The sequence below is a fragment of the Variovorax sp. GW821-FHT10C12 genome, from assembly GCF_059415405.1.
The window spans coordinates 1,782,089-1,799,299 of the sequence record NZ_JBWKNE010000001.1; the positions used below are offsets into that span (position 1 = coordinate 1,782,089).

Sequence of the window (17,211 nt, forward strand, 5' to 3'; positions counted from 1 at the left end):
GGCACGCCAGGGGTCGGGCGTTCGACGCGCTTGACCTTCACACGATGCCAAGCTTGACACTGCGAGTCACTCTTTTGAAAGGACTCACCCCATGCAAGCGTTTGAAATCCAGTCGATGACCTGCGGCAGTTGCGCCGGCCGCATCACCCGCGCCATCAAGGACCTGGACCCGCAGGCCAGGCTCGAAGTGGACGTGAAGCAAAGAACGGTGCGCATCGACACCACCGAAGACCGCCCCTCGCTGGTGGCGGCGTTGACGGAAGCCGGCTACCCGCCGAGTCCTTCCGCCAGCTGAGCATGTGGCGCGAACCGGGTTGCCCGGTTCGCCGCAAAGCCTTACTTGAAGATCCGCACGATCGCGTCGTCGAACGCGAGCACGTCCGTGCCCACGTGGGTGGAGTTGAACTCCGTGTCGATCAGCTGCAGCCCCACGTAGCCCCGCTCGGACATCCGCTTGTACATCGCCTTCACCGGCACTTCGTTGCAGCCGCTGGCGCAGTGCGCCAGGATCAGCGTGACAGGCAATGGCCGGCCCGCGAGCGCGTCGAACATCTTCTTTTCGAGCGCGTTGTTCTCGCCCTCCTGCTGCCAGAAGGCCGCCTCGATGGAAATGAAGTACGAGAACACGAGGTTGTCGGGCGCCTCCAGGAACAGTGCCGTGGCCGCGAGGTTGCCGCTGGTCGACAGGCCCGTGAGCATGCGTTTCTTCGGGTCGGCGCGGTACTTCGATTCGATGAACGGCACCAGGTCCTTCGTGAGGAAGGTGTGGTACGCGTTGGCGCCCGGAAAGTTGTAGTCCTCCTGCCGGCGCGCGGTGTTCCCGATGCCCACGAGGATGGCCTTGGTGCCGCGCTTGAGCAGCACGTTCTTGAGGTTCGTGAAGCGCGTGTCGGGCAAGCCGTTGGTCGCGTCGCCGTCGAAGGCGTAGATGATCGGCACGGCGTCGCTGCCGCTGTCGTAGGCCGCAGGAATGAACACCTCGATCGGGTAGCGCACGTTGTTGACGCTCGACGTCACGGTGTCCGACACCACCCGGCCACTGGCCGAAGGCGCCGGCTGCACCGGCGCCGTGCCCGTCGGCGGCAGGATCAACGGCACACCGCCCCCGCCACCGCCACCGCCTCCGCCCCCACCGCCGCCGCAGGCGGTCACGGCCGCAATCAGCACAAAGCCGCCCATCACCGCGCACGCGCGGCGAAGCCATTCCTGTCTCATTTTGTGGTTCCTCGTTCCCCGGTGCCAATCGCACCGCTCGGAATACTCAGGGCTGGCCTGAAGGCCGTCAATGTCGCTATGCAACCCGGCCATCGCAGTTAATTCGTTCGTTTCCAAAGCCCCCGATCCCCCGCCCGTGGGGATGAAACGACAGCATCAGGGAAATCCCTGAAGACCGCGCCCCAACAGCCCCGAACACGGCGCCCCACAAGGGAAACACGTCCCTTCCACCCCCCGCCAAAGCCCCTCGCGGCTGGCCCGCTACTTGCGATATCGCTCGGTAATGACAGAAAATTTTCATAACTGACATATATTTGTAAACTGATTTACATCACTCGCACCCTTCCCGGTGCATCGCCCGCCCCATGAGCACCAACGTCGACACCCCAGGCACCACCGTGGCCCAGCGCATTGCGCAGGCGTTGCCGCGGCTGACGCGTTCGCACCGGCAGGTGGCCGACTTCGTGCTCGGGCACCCGCTGCAGGTCGCGACGCTGCCCATCGACGAGCTCGCCGCCGCAGCCGGCGTGTCGGTGGCCACCGCCAACCGCTTTGCGCGCGCGCTCGACTTCGACGGCTACGCGGCCTTTCGCGCCGAGCTCGTGCGCGGCTTCGAGCCGCTGGTGGCGCCGGTCGAGCGGCTGCGCGGCAACCTGGAGCACCCGACCACGGTGGCCGAGGTGTTCGCCACCGCGCTCGACGAGAGCCGCCGCAACATCGAAGCCACGCGCCAGTCGCTGGACTACACCGCCTGCGAGGCCGCGGTGCAGCGCATCCTGAAGGCACGCTCGATCTACATCGGCGGCTTCGGCGCCAGCGCCTGGCTCGCAGGGCTGCTGCAGCATGGGCTCGATGGCTCCTGCAGCGACGTGCGCATGCTCTCCAGCGTGAGCGGCGTGACGCACTCGGCGCGCACGCTGATGCATGCGGGGCCGCAGGACCTGTTCATCGGCCTGACCTTTCCGCGCTACCTCACCGACACGGTGGCGCTGGCGCAGATCGCGCGCGGCCAGGGCTGCGCGGTGCTCGCGCTGACCGACCGCCCCAGCTCGCCCATCGCGCCGCTGGCCGACGTGGTGCTGTACGGCCAGACCGAAACCAGCTACCGCCCCAACTGCGAGACCAGCGTGCTCGCGCTGATCGAGGCACTGACCAGCGCCGTCGCCCTGCGCGCGCCCGGCGCGGCGCAGTCGGCCGGCCGCATCCTGCAGGCGGTGCGCCCGTGGCTGCACGGCGGGCTGGGCCAGGGCCATGCACGCGGCGAAGTCTCCATGCCCTCCCTCCCCGCCGCCGTCGCTTCCGACGCCGGCAAGAAAAAGAAGAAAGCTTCCCGATGAAGAACGTCACGCCCGTCATCGCCATCCACGGCGGCGCCGGCACCATCAGCGCCTCGACGACCAACCCCGAGCAGGCGCAGGCCTACCACGACGCGCTGCAGGCCATCGTGCGCGCCGCGCAAGCCGCGCTGCTCAAGGGCATGTCCGCGCTCGACACCACCTGCCTGGCGGTCGAGATGCTCGAAGACTGCCCGCTCTTCAACGCCGGCTACGGCGCGGTGTTCACGCACGAAGAAACGCACGAACTCGACGCCGCCGTGATGGACGGCGCCACGCTCGCGGCCGGCGCCATCGCCGGCGTGAGCCATGTGCGCCGCCCGGTGCGCGCCGCGCGCGCCGTGCTCGAGGACGGCGCCCACGTGCTGCTGGCCGGCGCGGGCGCCGAGGCCTTCGCGCGCGACCGCGGCCTGGAGATGGTCGAGCCCTTCTTCTTCTCGACCGACGCGCGCCGCCAGCAGCTGTACCGCGTGCGCGACACGGGCCGCGTGGTCACCGACCACGAAGGCGCCGCCATGACCAAGCCGCCGCTGGACGAAGACAAGAAGTTCGGCACCGTCGGCGCCGTGGCGCTCGACATGCACGGCCACCTGGCCGCCGCCACCTCGACCGGCGGCATGACCAACAAGCGCGTGGGCCGCGTCGGCGATACGCCGCTCATCGGCTCCGGCACCTACGCCGACGACCGCACGGCCGCCATCTCGTGCACCGGCAGCGGCGAAATGTTCATCCGCGTCGCGGCCGCCTACGACATCTGCGCGCGCATGGCCTACGGCGGCGCCACGCTCGAAGCGGCCACGCACGCCGTGGTGCACGAGTCGCTGCCCGCCATCGGCGGCACCGGCGGCCTGATCGCCGTCGACCGCCACGGCAACCTGAGCCTGGCCTTCAACACCGAAGGCATGTACCGCGGCCACGCGCGCGGCGATGAAACGCCGGTGACGGCCATCTTCGCCTGACGCACACGCCCTACTTTTCTCCCGCATCCGCCATGTCCACCCCTGCCCTGAACCTGCCCGACGGCCGCGTCCTCGCCGTCGACGACCTCACCGTGCGTTTCTCGACCTCCGAGCGCACGGTCGACGCCGTCAAGAAGCTGTCCTTCCATGTCGACCACGGCGAAACGCTCGCGGTGGTGGGTGAATCGGGGTCGGGCAAGTCGGTCACCTCGCTCGCGCTGATGCGGCTGGTGGAGCACGGCGGTGGCCGCATCCTCGGCGGCAGCATGGCCTTCCGCCGGCGCAACGGCGAGGTGCTCGACCTCGCGCAGGCACGCGACAGCACGATGCGTGGCATCCGCGGCGCCGACATCGCGATGATCTTCCAGGAGCCGATGACCTCGCTGAACCCGGTGTTCACCGCCGGCGACCAGATCGCCGAGGCCATCCGCATCCACCAGGGCAAGAGCAACGCGGCGGCGCGCGCCGAGGCGCTGCGCATGCTTGAACTCGTGCGCATCCCCGAAGCGCGCAACGTGCTCGACCGCTTTCCGCACCAACTGTCGGGCGGCATGCGCCAGCGCGTGATGATCGCGATGGCGCTGTCGTGCAAGCCGCAGCTGCTGATCGCCGACGAGCCCACCACCGCGCTCGACGTGACGATCCAGGCGCAGATTCTTCAGCTGATTCGCGAGCTGCAGAAAGAGATGCGCATGGGCGTGCTCTTCATCACGCACGACATGGGCGTGGTGGCCGAAATCGCCGACCGCGTGCTCGTGATGTACCGCGGCGACAAGGTGGAAGCCGGCAGCTCCGACACCGTGTTCGCCTCGCCGCAGCACCCCTACACCCGGGCGCTGCTGTCGGCCGTGCCCAAGCTGGGCGCGATGCAGGGCACCGACCTGCCGGCCAAGTTCGAACTGCTGCGCACCGAAGACAGCACCGAGACCGTGCCCTGCACCGACACCACGCCGCAGACCACCGTGCGCGAAGACGCCGGCCCGATCCTGCGCGTGCGCGACCTCGTGACGCGCTTCGACGTGCGCAGCGGCATCTTCGGCCGCGTGAAGCGCCGCGTGCATGCGGTCGAGAAGATCAGCTTCGACCTCTACCCCGGCGAGACGCTGGCGCTGGTGGGCGAATCGGGTTGCGGCAAGTCGACCACGGGCCGCTCGCTGCTGCGCCTGGTCGAGAGCCAGAGCGGCGCGATCGAGTTCGGCGGCAAGAACATCCGCGAGCTGCCCACGCGCGAGCTGCAGGCGCTGCGCCGCAACATCCAGTTCATCTTCCAGGACCCCTTCGCCTCGCTCGATCCGCGCGTGACGGTGGGCTTCTCGATCATGGAGCCGTTGCTCATCCACGGCATCGCCAAGGGCGCCGAGGCGCAGCAGCGCGTCGACTGGCTGCTGCAGAAGGTCGGCCTGCCGCCCGAGGTGGCGCAGCGCTACCCGCACGAGTTCTCGGGCGGCCAGCGCCAGCGCATCGCGATCGCGCGCGCGCTCGCACTCAACCCGAAGGTGGTGGTGGCCGACGAATCGGTGTCGGCGCTCGACGTGTCCATCCAGGCGCAGATCGTCAACCTCATGCTCGACCTGCAGCGCGAGCTGGGCGTGGCCTTTCTCTTCATCTCGCACGACATGGCCGTGGTCGAGCGCATCAGCCACCGCGTGGCCGTGATGTACCTGGGCCAGATCGTCGAGATCGGCCCGCGCCGCGCCGTGTTCGAAGCGCCGCAGCACGCCTACACGCGCAAGCTGATGGCGGCCGTGCCGGTGGCCGACCCGTCGCGCCGCCACAAGCCGCGCGCGCTGCTCGAAGGCGAGATTCCCAGCCCGATCCGCGCCGTGGGCGACGAGCCCGACGTGCCGCCGCTGGTGCAGGTCGCGCCGGGCCACTTCGTCGCACGGCATGCCATCGGCGGCGCCTTCTGAGTCCAAACCGTTTTTTCACCCGCAGGCCCCCTGCATTTTTTCCACGAACCGACTGGAGTTCTTCCATGAAGCAATCTTCTTCCTCCCTGCGCTGGGCATCCGCACTGCTGGGCCTGGCCGCGCTCGCCGCCTCGGGCTCGGCACTGGCTGCCAAAGACGTGGTGCTGGCCATCGGCTACCAGCCGGAAACGCTGGACCCGTACAACACCAACACGACCATCACCACGGCCGTGACCAAGACCTTCTATGAAGGCCTGTTCCAGTTCGACAAGGACCTGAAGGTGCAGAACGTGCTCGCCGAGAGCTACGACGTGTCCAAGGACGGCCTGGTCTACACCATCAAGCTGCGCAGCGGCGTCAAGTTCCACGACGGCACCGACTTCAACGCCGAAGCCGTGAAGGTCACGCTCGACCGCGTGCTGAACCAGGACAACAAGCTGCTGCGCTACAACCAGTTCAACCGCGTGGGCAAGGTCGAGGCCGTGAACCCGACCACCGTGCGCATCACGCTGAAGGAGCCCTTCGGCCCCTTCATCAACTCGCTGGCCCACGCTTCGGCCGCCATGATCTCGCCCACCGCGCTGAAGAAGTGGGGCAACAAGGACATCGCCTTCCACCCCGTGGGCACCGGCCCCTTCGAGTTCGTGGAATGGAAGCAGACCGACGCCGTGAAGGCCAAGAAGTTCGACGGCTACTGGAAGAAGGGCTTCCCGAAGGTCGACAACCTGCAATGGAAGCCGGTGCTCGAGAACAACACGCGCGCTGCGATGCTGCAGACCGGCGAAGCCGACTTTGCCTTCCCCATTCCCTACGAGCAGGCCGAGCTGCTGAAGAAGAGCGACAAGCTCGAAGTGGTGGCCTCGCCCTCGATCATCACGCGCTTCCTGGCCTTCAACATGCTGCAAAAGCCGTATGACAACCCGAAGGTGCGCGAAGCCATCGGCTACGCCATCAACAAGGAAGCGCTGTCGAAGGTGGCCTTCGGCGGCTATGCCTTCCCCGCGCAGGGCGTGATGCCCCAGGGCGTGAAATTCGCCGAGAAGATGGCGCCGATTCCCTACGACGTGAAGAAGGCCAAGGCGCTGCTGGCCGAGGCCGGCTACCCGAACGGCTTCGAGTCGGTGCTGTGGAGCGCCTACAACAACACGACCAGCCAGAAGACGATCCAGTTCGTGCAGCAGCAGCTCGCACAGGTGGGCATCAAGCTGCAGGTGCAGGCGCTCGAAGTGGGCCAGCGCACCGAGCAGGTCGATGCCTGGCCCGATCCGAAGACGGCCAAGGTCCGCATGTACTACACGGGCTGGTCGTCGTCGACCGGTGAAGCCGACTGGGGCCTGCGTCCGCTGTTCGCTTCCGAGTCGTGGGCGCCCAAGCTCAACAACATGTCGTTCTACAAGAGCGACGTCGTCGACGCCGCGATCGCCAAGGCGCTCGTGACGGTGGACGACAAGGAAAAGGCCGCGCTGTACAAGACCGCACAGGAAGAGATCCGCAAGGACCTGCCGCGCGTGCCGCTGGTCACCGAGCAGAACCTGTCGGCGCACGCCAAGCGCCTGTCGGGTGTGTTCGTGATGCCCGACGCGAACATCAACATCGATGCCATGTCGGTATCGAACTGATCGCAGCTCCTTCGTTTTCCTGACTGACTGTCCGGCGGGCGGTGGCACCGTGCCATCGCCCGTTCGCGACAACCGTATCCCATGCTGAATTACTTCCTCAAACGACTGTTGGGCCTGATCCCGACACTGCTCATCGTGGCAGTGCTGGTGTTCCTGTTCGTCCACATGCTCCCCGGCGACCCGGCGCGCCTTGCCGCCGGCCAGGATGCCGACGAGCAGACCGTGGCCATGGTGCGCGCGGAGCTCGGGCTGGACAAGCCGCTGCCCCAGCAGTTCGTGAGCTTCTTCACCCACATGGTGCAAGGCGACTTCGGCACCTCGATCCGCACGCGGCGGCCGGTGTCGACGGAAATTGCCGAGCGCTTTTTCCCGACGGTGATGCTGACCATCACCAGCATGGTGTGGGCGGTGATCTTCGGCATGGGGATCGGCATCGTGTCGGCGGTGTACCGCAACAAATGGCCCGACCGCATCGGCATGACGCTGGCGGTGTCGGGCATCTCATTCCCCGCATTTGCATTGGGCATGTTGCTCATGCAGATCTTCTCGGTGCAACTCGGCTGGCTGCCCACGGTGGGCGCCGCGACCTGGCAGCACTACATCCTGCCCTCGATCACGCTGGGCGCGGCCGTCGCGGCCGTGATGGCGCGCTTCACGCGCGCGTCGTTCGTCGAAGTGATCCAGGAAGACTTCGTGCGCACCGCGCGTGCCAAGGGCGTGCACGAAACCAGCGTGGTGTTCAAGCACACGCTGCGCAACGCGCTGATTCCGGTGGTCACGATGATGGGCCTGCAGTTCGGCTTCCTGCTGGGTGGCTCCATCCTTGTGGAAGCGGTGTTCAACTGGCCCGGCCTGGGTCGCCTGCTGGTCGATGCCGTGCAGATGCGCGACTACCCCGTGATCCAGACGCTGGTGCTGCTGTTCTCGCTCGAATTCATCCTGATCAACCTCGTGGTCGATGTGCTGTACGGCTACATCAACCCGACCATCCGCTACAAGTGAGCACGCAGCCATGACGCAAGCTACCGGCGTGTCTGCCGAATCCATCGTTCCCCTGTCCCCCGTTGCCGTTGCGCTGACCGCCGGCAAGGTCCGCACGCCCTGGGGCGAATGCTGGCGCCGTTTCAAGAAGCAGCCCGTGGGCATCGTGGCGGCCGTCTTCGTGCTGCTGCTGGTGGTGATCGCGGTGTTCGCACCGTGGATCGTGCCCTTCGACCCCGAGAACTTCTTCGACTACGACATGCTGAACAGCGGGCCCTCGGCCACGCACTGGTTCGGCGTCGATCCGCTGGGCCGCGACATCTTCAGCCGCATCCTGGCGGGCACGCGCATCTCGCTGGCGGCCGGCTTTCTGTCGGTGCTGGTGGGCGGCATCATCGGCACGGCCTTCGGCCTGCTGGCGGGCTACTACGAAGGCTGGTGGGACCGCATCGTGATGCGCATCTCGGACGTGCTGTTCGCCTTCCCCGGCATCCTGCTGGCGCTGGGCGTGGTCGCCATCCTGGGCAGCAGCATGACCAACGTGGTGGTGGCGGTGTCGGTGTTCAGCGTGCCGGCCTTCGCCCGCCTGGTGCGCGGCAACACGCTGGTGCTGAAGCAGCAGACCTACATCGAGGCCGAGCGCAGCATCGGCGCGTCCGACTGGACCATCATCGTGCGGCACATCCTGCCGGGCACGATCTCGTCGATCGTCGTGTACTTCTCGATGCGCGTGGGCACCTCGATCATCACGGCGGCCAGCCTCTCGTTCCTGGGCATGGGCGCGCAGCCGCCGACGCCCGAATGGGGCGCGATGCTCAACGAAGCCCGCGCCGACATGGTGACCTCGCCGCACGTGGCGCTGTTCCCCAGCCTGGCCATCTTCTTCACCGTGCTGGCCTTCAACCTGCTGGGCGATGCGCTGCGCGACGCGCTCGATCCGAAGATCGACCGCCAGTAAGCCCGTTCTTCTTTTTCTCTTCATGGCCTCGACGACTTCCCTGCCCTTCATCGGCACGCTGCCCGCGGGCCCGCGCGACGCCATCACCGACGTCGCGGGCGTCACGGTCGGCCACCGCACGCTGGCCAACGGCCCGGTGCAGACCGGCGTGACCGTGATCCGCCCGCATGCGGGCGACCCGTTCCGCGACAAGGTGCCGGCCGCGGCCGTGGTGCTCAACGGCTTCGGCAAGAGCGTGGGGCTGGTGCAGCTGGCCGAACTCGGCGTGCTGGAAACGCCGATCGCGCTGACCAACACCTTCTCGGTCGGCACCGTGGCGACGGCGCAGATCCGCCACTGCGCGGCGGCCAACCCCGAGACCGGCCGCGCGCTGCCCACGGTGAACCCGCTGGTCTTCGAGTGCAACGACGGTTTTCTCAACGACATCCAGCGGCTGGCAGTGACCGAAGCCGATTACCTGCAGGCGCTCGACGCCGCCGGGGTCGATTTCGAACAGGGCTCGGTCGGCGCGGGACGCGGCATGTCGAGCTTCCAGCTCAAGGGCGGCATCGGCAGCGCGTCGCGCCGCGTGGCGATGGCCGACGGCACGACCCACACGGTGGGCACGCTGGTGCTGGCGAACTACGGGCGCCAGCCGCAGCTGGTGCTGGCCGGGCACGCGGTGGGCGAGCGGCTCGCGGCATTGCAGGCAGCGAAGGAAGCGGCGGAGCCCGAGAAGGGCTCGATCATCATCGTCGTCGCCACCGACGCACCGCTCGATGCGCGCCAGCTGCGCCGCCTGGCGCTGCGCGCGGGCGCGGGGCTGGCCCGCACCGGCTCGGTCTACGGCCACGGCAGCGGCGACCTCGTGCTGGCCTTCTCGACGGCCTACACGATCCCCGACCACGCCGACCGGCCCATGCCGGCCGTCGCGATGTTGCACGACACGCGGCTCGACGGGCTGTTCCAGGCCGCGGCCGACAGCACCGAGCAGGCCATACTTCATGCGCTGTGGCGCGCCACGCCGGTCACCGGCCGCGACGGCAACCACCGCGCGGCGCTCGGCGAACTGCTGCCGGCGTCTTCCCTTTCACCTCTCGTCTGAACACACGTCCATGAAAGTCCTGATCTCCACCGACATCGAAGGCATTGCAGGCGTCTATCACCACGAGCAGGCGCGCCAGGGCAACCCCGAGTACGAGCGCGCCCGCGTGCTGATGGCGCAGGAGGCCAACGCCGCGATTGCCGGCGCCTTCGACGCCGGTGCCACCGAGGTGCTGGTGAACGACTCGCACGGCGGCTTTCGCAACATGCCGCCCGACGTGCTCGATGCACGCGCGCGCGTGGTGCAAGGCAAGCCGCGCTACCTGAGCATGGTGGCCGGCGTGGAAGAAGGCGTGGACGCGCTGTGCATGGTGGGCTACCACTCGCGCGCGCAGGGTCGCGGCATCCTGGCGCACACGATCAACGGCTTTGCCTTCGCGGGCATCCGGCTGGGCGACCAGGAACTCGGCGAAGCCGGAATCTACGGCGCGCTGGCCGGCGAATACGGCGTGCCGGTCGTGATGGCCAGCGGCGACGACGTGTTCATCTCCGAGAACCTGGCGCTCTTTCCGCACGCGAGCTTCGTGCAGACCAAGAAGGCGACCGGCTTCAACAGCGGCGTGTCGCTGTCGCCGGAGCAGTCGCGCCAGGCGATCCGTGCCGGCGTGATCGAAGGGCTGGCCGCGCGCGCCCATGCACGCCCGCTGGTCTTCCAGGGCCCGCAGGTGGTCACGCTGCGCACCCAGTCGCCGATGATGGCCGACCTGTTCTGCCAGTGGCCGAGCTTCGAGCGTGTCGACGGTGTCACGCTGCGCTTCACCGCTGAAACAGTGGAGTCGGCGGTGCGCATGCTGAACTGCTGCTCGGCGATGTCGGCGATGCTGCGCTGAAGCTGCGCGCCTTCAAGGCAACGCGAGGCTGAAGCGCACGTGACCGTCCTGCCCGGCGCTGTCGAGCCGGGCCTGGCCCCGATGCAACTCGGCGATCTGGTGCACGAGGTACAGGCCCAGCCCGGCGCCCGGTGAGCGCGCCGCCTGGCGGCCACGGAAATACTTCTCGAACAGCCGCGGCACCTCGTCGTGCGGAATCGCGTCGCCGGGGTTGCTCACGCGGATGTCCAGCCCGCCCGCTTCCGCCGGCACCACGTCCAGCACGATCGCCCGGCCGGCCGGCGTGTGGCGGTCGGCATTGGCCAGCAGGTTGCGCAGCGCCACGCGCAGCAGGCCGGGGTCGCACACCAGCTGCGGCGGCAACTGCCCGTCGTGCCACACGACACGGCCGTCCGGCCAGTCGGCCACGAGGTCCTCGAACAGCTCCATCAGTTCGTCGCGCTCGCAAGGGCGTGGCTGGAACGGCGTCTGGCCGGCTTCCATGCGGTCGGAGGTGAGGTATTCGTCGACCAGCGCGGTCATGCGCTGCGCGGCGGCACGCAGGTTCAGGCAGCGCGCCAGGGTCTTCTCGCGCGCGGCGTCGAGGTTCTTGGCGATCTGCTGCGCGGTGGTGTGGATGATCGCCAGCGGCGTGCGGAACTCGTGCGACACCATCGCGACAAAGTCCACCTGCGACTGCTTGGCGCGGCGCTCGGTCTCCAGCGCCGCGCGCAGGTCGACCTCGAGGCGCTGGCGCTGTTCGATCTCGCCGCGCAGGTCGGCCGTGCGCCGGCGCACTTCCGCCTCCAGCCGGTCGTTCTGGCGGCCGACCACGTGCACGAGGCGGGCTTGCGCGGCTTCCTTCTCGCGGCGCAGCTGGTCGTAGCGGCGGTTCAGTCGCATGCTCATCAGCAGCAGGTGCAGCAACGTGCCGATGGCGGTCGCGTTGTCGGTCCAGGCGCCGGCCGGCAACCAGCCCTGGTTGCGCAGGAAGCTCACCATCACGCCCGCGTAGTAGATGCCGAAGATGATGAGAAAAGCCCGCGCCTGGCCCTGGTCGCGCGGCAGCAGCCACAGCGCGGCGCCGATCAGGTAGACGATGCACAACATCGCCGTCCCCTGCACCGCCTGCATGGCCAGGCCGTTGGCGCCGGCCAGCACCAGCGCCACCGCGATGGCACTCACAAGGCCCACCGTGCGCACCACCACGCGGGTGAAGCGCGGCCACCGCACATCGGTGCCCAGCTGCATGCCGGCGAACCGGATGCCGATGGCCACGCCGGCGCAGATCGACAGGCTCAGCAGCATGTCGGACAGCCGCGCGGGAATGGCCAGCAGCTGCTGCGGCAGCCCCGCCGTCAAAAACTCGACCAGCAGCGCGTTCGCCACGTAGACCAGGTACCAGGCGCTCACGCGCTCGCGTGTCATCTGCCAGAACAGGGCGTGGAAGGCGATCAGCATCAGGCCGAAACCGAAGCCCAGGCCGTAGAAGAGGTACTCGCGCCGCGCGGTGCCCGCGTAGACCTCGGGCGCAGCGAAGCCGATGGTGGTCGACATGGCGTTGCGCGACTGCAGGCGCAGCAGCAGCGGCGTGGGCGCAGTGTTCTCCAAGGTCAGCGGCAGCTGCGCGTTGCGCGCGTCGATGGGCCAGTTTTCGCGGCCGATGTCTTCGCCGGAATGCACGGCCAACTGCCAGCGGCCCGCGTCGTCCTGGCGGTACAGCCGCACGTCGTCGAGCAGCGCGTTCTTGAACTGCGCCAGCCACCGCTGCTGCGGCACGTCGGCCGGGCGCTGCACCTCGAGCCTGATCCACACCGCATCGCGCGTGAAGCCCGCGTTCACGGCGCCGGGCAAGGCCTTCCAGCCCGGGGCGGCGGCGGCTTCGTCGGCGCTCAGTTGGCCGTCGGGGTCGCGCAGCATCGACAACTGACCGTGGCTGTCGACGCTCGCCAGCGGATTCAGCTGCAGCACCCCGGCCCCTGCAGCGGTCGAAAAGAGAAGGCCCCACACGGCGAGGCAACCGCACAACCACAGGCACCGAGCAAGGCGTTTCATGGGCGCGGATTATCGATGGCGCCCCTACAATCCGCGCGCCTTTCATCGTGCTTAGAAACGCTCAGATTCCCTTGGTCGCCAGCCCGTACCCTGTTCCCATGCGTGATGTGATCCTGCTGGAAGATGAAGCCGTGCTGCGCGAAGAGTTGAGCGAGTTCCTGACCGGCAGCGGCTACCGGGTCGATGCCGAGGCGTCGCTCGAAGGCTTCCACCGCACCTACGACCCGGCCCGCCACGGCATCGCGCTGGTCGACCTCGGGCTGCCCGACGGCGACGGCCTGTCGCTGATCCGCGAACTGCGCGAACGCGGCGAGCGCCTGGGCATCGTCGTGCTGACAGCGCGCGGCGGCGCCCGCGACCGCGTGACGGGGCTGGACATCGGCGCCGACTACTACCTGTCGAAGACCACCGACCTCGATGAACTGGCGGCCACGCTGGCGGCGCTGTCGCGGCGCCTGGGCGATTCGCCCGCCGCGATGCCGGCCGACGCCTGGGTGCTGGAGCTGGGCCCGCGCCGGCTGTCGCCGCCGGGCTTTGCGCCCATTGCGCTGTCGGAACAGGACCTCACGGTGCTGCACGAACTGATGCGCAGCGGCGGCGAAATCGCCAGCCGCCAGCAGATCGTGCAGGCGCTGGGCGAGCACTACCTGAGCTACGACCAGCGCCGCCTCGACACGCAGATTCGCCGCCTGCGGCGCAAGGTCAGCGAGGCCACCGGCCTAGTGCTGCCAATCAATACGGCGCGCAACGCCGGCTACCGCTTCCACGCCAAGACGCTCATCCGGCGCTAGTCCACAGCGGATCGGGCGCCCGTCCGGCGCTCAGAAACGCTCAGTTTCATTTCGATACCCGCCGCTAATCTGCGGCACAGGCAGCGACTTGAGGCACGGATGAAGGCATGAGCGATCTCGCCAGGACAACTTCTTATGTGGTCCCCTACGTGGTCCACGTCAAAGGCCAGAACTTCACTTTGAAGGATGTCATGGTGGCCGCGGACATCTACCGGCTGCGGATCGAGGAGCAGATCGGCGATCCGCTGCGGGTGGTGAAGTGCTTCCAGGCCTGGTCGAAGGAGCGCCACCACGGCATCGAGAACCTGAACCGGACCGAAGCCCGGCTGGCCCGGGAATGGCTCAATGCCCAACACCAGGCCGACAAGGCCGCGCGGCAGCTGCTGAGCTCGCCGCAGACCCTCGGCTTCGACTTCAAGCTGCGATAGGCGCCCTGCGCGGGTGCCCCCGGGTTCCTAGAATCCAGCGTCCGGCGACCCCGCGCCGGCCTTCGCGCCTTATCCGGAATAAGCAACCAACCGCCTCGCAACCCGCATGGATGCTGGTGAATAAGCTTATCCGCATAAGACGCGAACCAAAAAATAGTTTGTTTCCATAAGGCGGGCTTTCAGAATCGCGGCTTCTTGCTGGGGCGCTGGACGCACCGCACTTCAAGACACACACGCACGATGTACCAATACACAGAATTCGATCGCCAGTTCGTTCACCAACGCGCTGCCCAGTTCCGAGACCAGCTCGAGCGCTGGCAAAAGGGCCGCCTGCACGAGGACGAGTTCCGCCCCCTGCGCCTGCAAAACGGCTGGTACGTGCAGCGCTACGCGCCGATGCTGCGCGTGGCCGTGCCGTACGGCGAGCTGTCGAGCAAGCAGCTGCGCGTGCTGGCCCGCATCGCCCGCGAATACGACGAGCCCGAAGCCGAGGTCTACCGCAAGGCCATCGAGACCCAGGGCCTGCTCGGCAGCCACAAGCTGCCCACCCACTACGCCCACTTCACGACGCGCCAGAACGTCCAGTACAACTGGATTCCGCTGGCCAAGTCGGCCGACGTGATGGACCTGCTGGCCTCGGTCGACATGCACGGCATCCAGACCAGCGGCAACTGCATCCGCAACATCACGAGCGACGAGCGCGCCGGCGTTGCCGTCGACGAGATCGCCGACCCGCGCCCGTTCGCGGAAATCATGCGCCAGTGGAGCACGCTGCACCCCGAGTTCGCGTTCCTGCCGCGCAAGTTCAAGATCGCCATCACCGGCGCCACCGAAGACCGCGCCGCCACCGGCTGGCACGACGTGGGCCTGCACGTGGTGAAGAACGAAGCGGGCGACATCGGTTTCCGCGTGCAGGTGGGCGGCGGCATGGGCCGCACGCCCATCATCGGCACCGTGCTGCGCGAGTTCCTGCCCTGGCAGCAGATCATGAATTACCTCGAAGCGGTGATCCGGGTCTACAACCGCTACGGCCGCCGCGACAACATCTACAAGGCGCGCATCAAGATCCTGGTGAAGGCCGAAGGCCAGCGCTACATCGACGACGTCGAGGCCGAGTACAAGCAGATCATCGAGCACGACGGCGCGCCGCACACCATCACGCAGGAAGAGTACGACCGCGTGGCCGCTTCCTTCGTGCCGCCGACGTTGGCCACCCGCGTGCTGCAAAGCGCCGAGAAGACCGACGCCGAGCTGCGCGCCCACGCCGCCGACGACGTCATGTTCGCGCGCTGGCTCGCCCGCAACGTCGACGCCCACAAGAACCCCGCGCTGCGCGCCGTCACGCTGTCGTTCAAGCGCCTGAAGCAGGCGCCCGGCGACGCCTCGGGCGACCAGCTCGACACCATCGCCGAGCTGGCCGACCGCTTCTCGGCCGGCGAAGCCCGCGTGACGCACGACCAGAACGTGGTGCTGCCCTGGGTGCACGCCGAAGACCTGCACGCGCTGTGGCTCGCCGCCCGCGCCGCCGGTTTCGCCAGCGCCAACGTGCAGCTGCTGACCGACATGATCGCCTGCCCCGGCGGCGACTTCTGCGCGCTGGCCAACGCCCGCTCCATTCCCATCGCCGAAGCCATCACCGAGCGTTACCAGGACCTCGACGAGCTCGACGACCTGGGCGAGATCGACCTGCACATCAGCGGCTGCATCAACTCGTGCGGCCACCACCACAGCGGCCACATCGGCATCCTGGGCGTCGACAAGGACGGCAAGGAGTGGTACCAGGTCACCCTCGGCGGCTCCGACGGCTCCGCGCTCAGCGGCGCGCCGCAGGCCGGCAAGGTGGTCGGCCCCTCGTTCTCGGCGGCCGAAGTGCCGGGCGTGATCGAGGCCGTGCTCACCACGTACCGCGACACCCGTGAAAACGGCGAGACCTTCATCGACACCCTGCGCCGCGTCGGTCCCGACCCGTTCAAGGCCGCAGCCAACGGTGCGCGATTCAAGGTGGAGGAAGCAGCATGAAGAAGACTCTGAACATCCTGGCCGCAGAAGACCACATCGACGACGGCGACCCGAAGGTCCTGCAACTGGCCAACGACGCCGACCCGCTCGCCATCGAGGTGTGCCTGGCCGACATCGAGCGCATCGACCTGAACTTTCCGAAGTTCACCGACGGCCGCGCCTACAGCCAGGCCTTCCTGCTGCGCCGCCGCCTCGGCTTCACGGGCGACATCCGCGCCACCGGCGACGTGCTGATCGACCAGCTGGTGCAGATGGAACGCACCGGCTTCTCCAGCGCCGTGCTCAAGGAAGGCGTGGACGCCTCCGACGCACAGCGCCAGTTCGACCGCTTCGCCACGTTCTACCAGGGCGACGCAGTGAAGACTGCGCCGCACTTCGTGGCCGGCGCCTGAGCAGACAAGAGAGCCCCATGAGCATCGCCACCGACATCGACTTCGCACGCATCAACACCGAACTCGGCCGCAACGCCGAGGGCCTGGTGGACTGGGCCGTCGGCCTGGGTCAGCCCGCGATCATCACCACCAACTTCCGACCCTTCGAGGCCGTGATCCTGCACATGGTCACGCGCGCCAAGCGGGACGTGCCGGTGGTCTGGATGGACAACGGCTACAACACCGAGGCCACCTACCGTTTTGCCGACGAGGTGACGAAGCTCCTGGGACTGGACTTGCACATCTATCTGCCGCGCCGCTCGCGCGCACACCGCGAAGCGGTCGAGGGCGCCACGCCAGCGCTCGACGATCCGCGCCACGCCGCCTTCACCGAAGAAGTGAAGCTGGAGCCCTTTGCCCGCGCCCTGCGCGAGACGGCGCCGAAGGTGTGGTTCACCGCGCTGCGGGCCACCGACACGGCCGTGCGCGCGCAGATGGACCCGGTCAGCGTCAACCCCGACGGCCTGATCAAGGTCGCGCCGCTGCTGCACTGGTCGTCCAAGGACCTGTACGAATACTGCGAAGCCAACGGCCTGCCCAACAACTTCGACTACGTGGACCCGACCAAGGGCGAGGACAACCGCGAATGCGGCTTGCACCTGTCGCACTGAACGATCGC

General features: G+C 67.8%; 16 protein-coding genes. 14 read left to right on the top strand and 2 right to left on the bottom strand.

Going from position 1 to position 17,211, the window contains the following annotated elements:
- The first annotated feature begins 91 nt into the window (after positions 1–91).
- Positions 92–295 carry a heavy-metal-associated domain-containing protein gene (locus AC07OH_RS08470; protein WP_495300281.1) on the top strand — a complete coding sequence of 68 codons (204 nt, stop codon included), beginning with the start codon at positions 92–94 and terminating at the stop codon, positions 293–295.
- Between the two features lie 41 nt (positions 296–336).
- Here AC07OH_RS08470 and AC07OH_RS08475 read toward each other — a convergent pair whose 3' ends face one another.
- The gene (locus tag AC07OH_RS08475; RefSeq protein ID WP_495300282.1) at positions 337–1,215 is read right to left on the bottom strand and encodes an alpha/beta hydrolase; all 879 of its coding nucleotides are present in this window, start codon (positions 1,213–1,215) and stop codon (positions 337–339) included.
- Between the two features lie 365 nt (positions 1,216–1,580).
- Here AC07OH_RS08475 and AC07OH_RS08480 point away from each other — a divergent pair, with 365 nt between their 5' ends.
- The 8 genes from AC07OH_RS08480 (at position 1,581) to AC07OH_RS08515 (ending at position 10,889) form a co-directional block, all read left to right on the top strand.
- Positions 1,581–2,552, top strand: coding sequence for a MurR/RpiR family transcriptional regulator (locus AC07OH_RS08480; protein ID WP_495300283.1), 972 nt, complete (start codon positions 1,581–1,583; stop codon positions 2,550–2,552).
- Positions 2,549–3,508 carry an isoaspartyl peptidase/L-asparaginase family protein gene (locus tag AC07OH_RS08485; protein WP_495300284.1) on the top strand — a complete coding sequence of 320 codons (960 nt, stop codon included), beginning with the start codon at positions 2,549–2,551 and terminating at the stop codon, positions 3,506–3,508. The genes AC07OH_RS08480 and AC07OH_RS08485 overlap by 4 nt, the downstream gene beginning before the upstream one ends.
- Positions 3,509–3,540: 32 nt before the next feature.
- Entirely contained in the window at positions 3,541–5,418 is a 1,878-nt protein-coding gene (locus tag AC07OH_RS08490; RefSeq protein ID WP_495300285.1) for a dipeptide ABC transporter ATP-binding protein, read from the top strand.
- Positions 5,419–5,483: 65 nt separating this feature from the next.
- Entirely contained in the window at positions 5,484–7,037 is a 1,554-nt protein-coding gene (gsiB, locus tag AC07OH_RS08495) for a glutathione ABC transporter substrate-binding protein GsiB (RefSeq protein WP_062472518.1), read from the top strand.
- An 81-nt stretch (positions 7,038–7,118) separates the two neighbouring features.
- Entirely contained in the window at positions 7,119–8,039 is a 921-nt protein-coding gene (gsiC, locus tag AC07OH_RS08500) for a glutathione ABC transporter permease GsiC (RefSeq protein WP_062472516.1), read from the top strand.
- 10 nt (positions 8,040–8,049) lie between these two features.
- On the top strand, positions 8,050–8,976 hold the full coding sequence (gsiD, locus tag AC07OH_RS08505; protein ID WP_062472514.1) for a glutathione ABC transporter permease GsiD: 927 nt from the start codon (positions 8,050–8,052) through the stop codon (positions 8,974–8,976).
- A gap of 22 nt (positions 8,977–8,998) precedes the next feature.
- Positions 8,999–10,060 carry a DmpA family aminopeptidase gene (locus tag AC07OH_RS08510; RefSeq protein ID WP_495300286.1) on the top strand — a complete coding sequence of 354 codons (1,062 nt, stop codon included), beginning with the start codon at positions 8,999–9,001 and terminating at the stop codon, positions 10,058–10,060.
- Between the two features lie 10 nt (positions 10,061–10,070).
- Entirely contained in the window at positions 10,071–10,889 is an 819-nt protein-coding gene (locus AC07OH_RS08515) for a M55 family metallopeptidase (protein WP_495300287.1), read from the top strand.
- A gap of 12 nt (positions 10,890–10,901) precedes the next feature.
- Here the strand turns inward: AC07OH_RS08515 and AC07OH_RS08520 are convergent, their stop codons facing one another.
- A complete protein-coding gene (locus AC07OH_RS08520; protein ID WP_495300288.1) occupies positions 10,902–12,839 on the bottom strand; it encodes a sensor histidine kinase in 1,938 nt (645 codons plus the stop codon).
- A gap of 182 nt (positions 12,840–13,021) precedes the next feature.
- Here AC07OH_RS08520 and AC07OH_RS08525 point away from each other — a divergent pair, with 182 nt between their 5' ends.
- The 5 genes from AC07OH_RS08525 (at position 13,022) to AC07OH_RS08545 (ending at position 17,203) form a co-directional block, all read left to right on the top strand.
- Positions 13,022–13,714, top strand: a complete 693-nt coding sequence (locus AC07OH_RS08525; protein ID WP_495300289.1) for a response regulator transcription factor — start codon at positions 13,022–13,024, stop codon at positions 13,712–13,714.
- 107 nt (positions 13,715–13,821) lie between these two features.
- Complete coding sequence (locus tag AC07OH_RS08530) at positions 13,822–14,142, top strand: hypothetical protein (protein ID WP_369629027.1); 321 nt, start codon at positions 13,822–13,824, stop codon at positions 14,140–14,142.
- Positions 14,143–14,382: 240 nt separating this feature from the next.
- On the top strand, positions 14,383–16,161 hold the full coding sequence (locus AC07OH_RS08535) for a nitrite/sulfite reductase (protein WP_492676870.1): 1,779 nt from the start codon (positions 14,383–14,385) through the stop codon (positions 16,159–16,161).
- On the top strand, positions 16,158–16,553 hold the full coding sequence (locus AC07OH_RS08540) for a DUF934 domain-containing protein (RefSeq protein ID WP_099789712.1): 396 nt from the start codon (positions 16,158–16,160) through the stop codon (positions 16,551–16,553). The genes AC07OH_RS08535 and AC07OH_RS08540 overlap by 4 nt, the downstream gene beginning before the upstream one ends.
- A gap of 17 nt (positions 16,554–16,570) precedes the next feature.
- On the top strand, positions 16,571–17,203 hold the full coding sequence (locus AC07OH_RS08545; RefSeq protein WP_139706772.1) for a phosphoadenosine phosphosulfate reductase domain-containing protein: 633 nt from the start codon (positions 16,571–16,573) through the stop codon (positions 17,201–17,203).
- Positions 17,204–17,211 lie beyond the last annotated feature (8 nt).

What these genes read in the sequence shown, in the direction of transcription:
- AC07OH_RS08490 (WP_495300285.1), top strand. Translation starts at nt 3,541, where the DNA reads ATGTCCACCCCTGCCCTGAACCTGCCCGACGGCCGCGTCCTCGCCGTC.
- AC07OH_RS08540 (WP_099789712.1), top strand. Translation starts at nt 16,158, where the DNA reads ATGAAGAAGACTCTGAACATCCTGGCCGCAGAAGACCACATCGACGAC.
- AC07OH_RS08480 (WP_495300283.1), top strand. Translation starts at nt 1,581, where the DNA reads ATGAGCACCAACGTCGACACCCCAGGCACCACCGTGGCCCAGCGCATT.
- gsiB (WP_062472518.1), top strand. Translation starts at nt 5,484, where the DNA reads ATGAAGCAATCTTCTTCCTCCCTGCGCTGGGCATCCGCACTGCTGGGC.
- AC07OH_RS08535 (WP_492676870.1), top strand. Translation starts at nt 14,383, where the DNA reads ATGTACCAATACACAGAATTCGATCGCCAGTTCGTTCACCAACGCGCT.
- gsiC (WP_062472516.1), top strand. Translation starts at nt 7,119, where the DNA reads ATGCTGAATTACTTCCTCAAACGACTGTTGGGCCTGATCCCGACACTG.
- AC07OH_RS08485 (WP_495300284.1), top strand. Translation starts at nt 2,549, where the DNA reads ATGAAGAACGTCACGCCCGTCATCGCCATCCACGGCGGCGCCGGCACC.
- AC07OH_RS08545 (WP_139706772.1), top strand. Translation starts at nt 16,571, where the DNA reads ATGAGCATCGCCACCGACATCGACTTCGCACGCATCAACACCGAACTC.
- AC07OH_RS08510 (WP_495300286.1), top strand. Translation starts at nt 8,999, where the DNA reads ATGGCCTCGACGACTTCCCTGCCCTTCATCGGCACGCTGCCCGCGGGC.
- AC07OH_RS08530 (WP_369629027.1), top strand. Translation starts at nt 13,822, where the DNA reads ATGAGCGATCTCGCCAGGACAACTTCTTATGTGGTCCCCTACGTGGTC.
- AC07OH_RS08515 (WP_495300287.1), top strand. Translation starts at nt 10,071, where the DNA reads ATGAAAGTCCTGATCTCCACCGACATCGAAGGCATTGCAGGCGTCTAT.
- gsiD (WP_062472514.1), top strand. Translation starts at nt 8,050, where the DNA reads ATGACGCAAGCTACCGGCGTGTCTGCCGAATCCATCGTTCCCCTGTCC.
- AC07OH_RS08525 (WP_495300289.1), top strand. Translation starts at nt 13,022, where the DNA reads ATGCGTGATGTGATCCTGCTGGAAGATGAAGCCGTGCTGCGCGAAGAG.
- AC07OH_RS08475 (WP_495300282.1), bottom strand. Translation starts at nt 1,215, where the DNA reads ATGAGACAGGAATGGCTTCGCCGCGCGTGCGCGGTGATGGGCGGCTTT.
- AC07OH_RS08470 (WP_495300281.1), top strand. Translation starts at nt 92, where the DNA reads ATGCAAGCGTTTGAAATCCAGTCGATGACCTGCGGCAGTTGCGCCGGC.